Consider the following 815-nt stretch of genomic DNA (forward strand, 5'->3'; position numbering starts at 1 on the left):
CGGGCGCTCTTCGGCTCCTGGTACGAGTTCTTCCCGCGCTCCGAAGGCACCGCCGAAACCCCGCACGGCACGTTCCGTACGGCCGCGCGGCGACTCGACGCAATCGCCGCGATGGGCTTCGACGTGGTGTATCTCCCGCCGATCCACCCCATCGGGACGACCTTCCGCAAGGGCCCGAACAACACGCTGTCCGCCGGATCCGAGGACGTCGGCGTCCCCTGGGCGATCGGCTCACCCGAGGGCGGGCACGACGCGATCCACCCCCAACTGGGCACCCTGGAGGACTTCGACGCGTTCGTCGCACGCGCCGGTGAGCTGGGCCTGGAGATCGCGCTGGACTTCGCGCTGCAGTGCTCCCCGGACCACCCGTGGGTGGACAAGCACCCGGAGTGGTTCCACCACCGCCCCGACGGCACCATCGCGTACGCGGAGAACCCGCCGAAGAAGTACCAGGACATCTACCCCATCGCCTTCGACCGGGACCTGGACGGACTGGTCGCCGAGACCGTGCGGGTGCTGCGGCACTGGATGGACCACGGGGTGCGGATCTTCCGCGTCGACAACCCGCACACCAAGCCGGTCGTGTTCTGGGAGCGGGTCATCGCCGACGTCAACGGCACCGACCCGGACGTGATCTTCCTGGCCGAGGCGTTCACCCGCCCCGCGATGATGGCCACCCTCGCCCAGGTCGGCTTCCAGCAGTCGTACACCTACTTCACCTGGCGCAACACGAAGCAGGAACTCACCGAGTATCTGGGCGAGTTGTCGGGCGAGGCAGCCGCCTACATGCGGCCCAACTTCTTCGTCAACACCCC

General features: G+C 68.2%; 1 protein-coding gene. It reads left to right on the top strand.

Annotated elements, in window-relative coordinates:
• A partial coding sequence (locus OC490_RS49085; RefSeq protein ID WP_262064558.1) for an alpha-amylase family glycosyl hydrolase occupies positions 1-815 on the top strand: 815 nt, incomplete at both ends.

Source organism: Streptomyces sp. STR69 (assembly GCF_024519455.1).
In the GTDB taxonomy this organism is placed as follows: Bacteria; Actinomycetota; Actinomycetes; order Streptomycetales; family Streptomycetaceae; genus Streptomyces.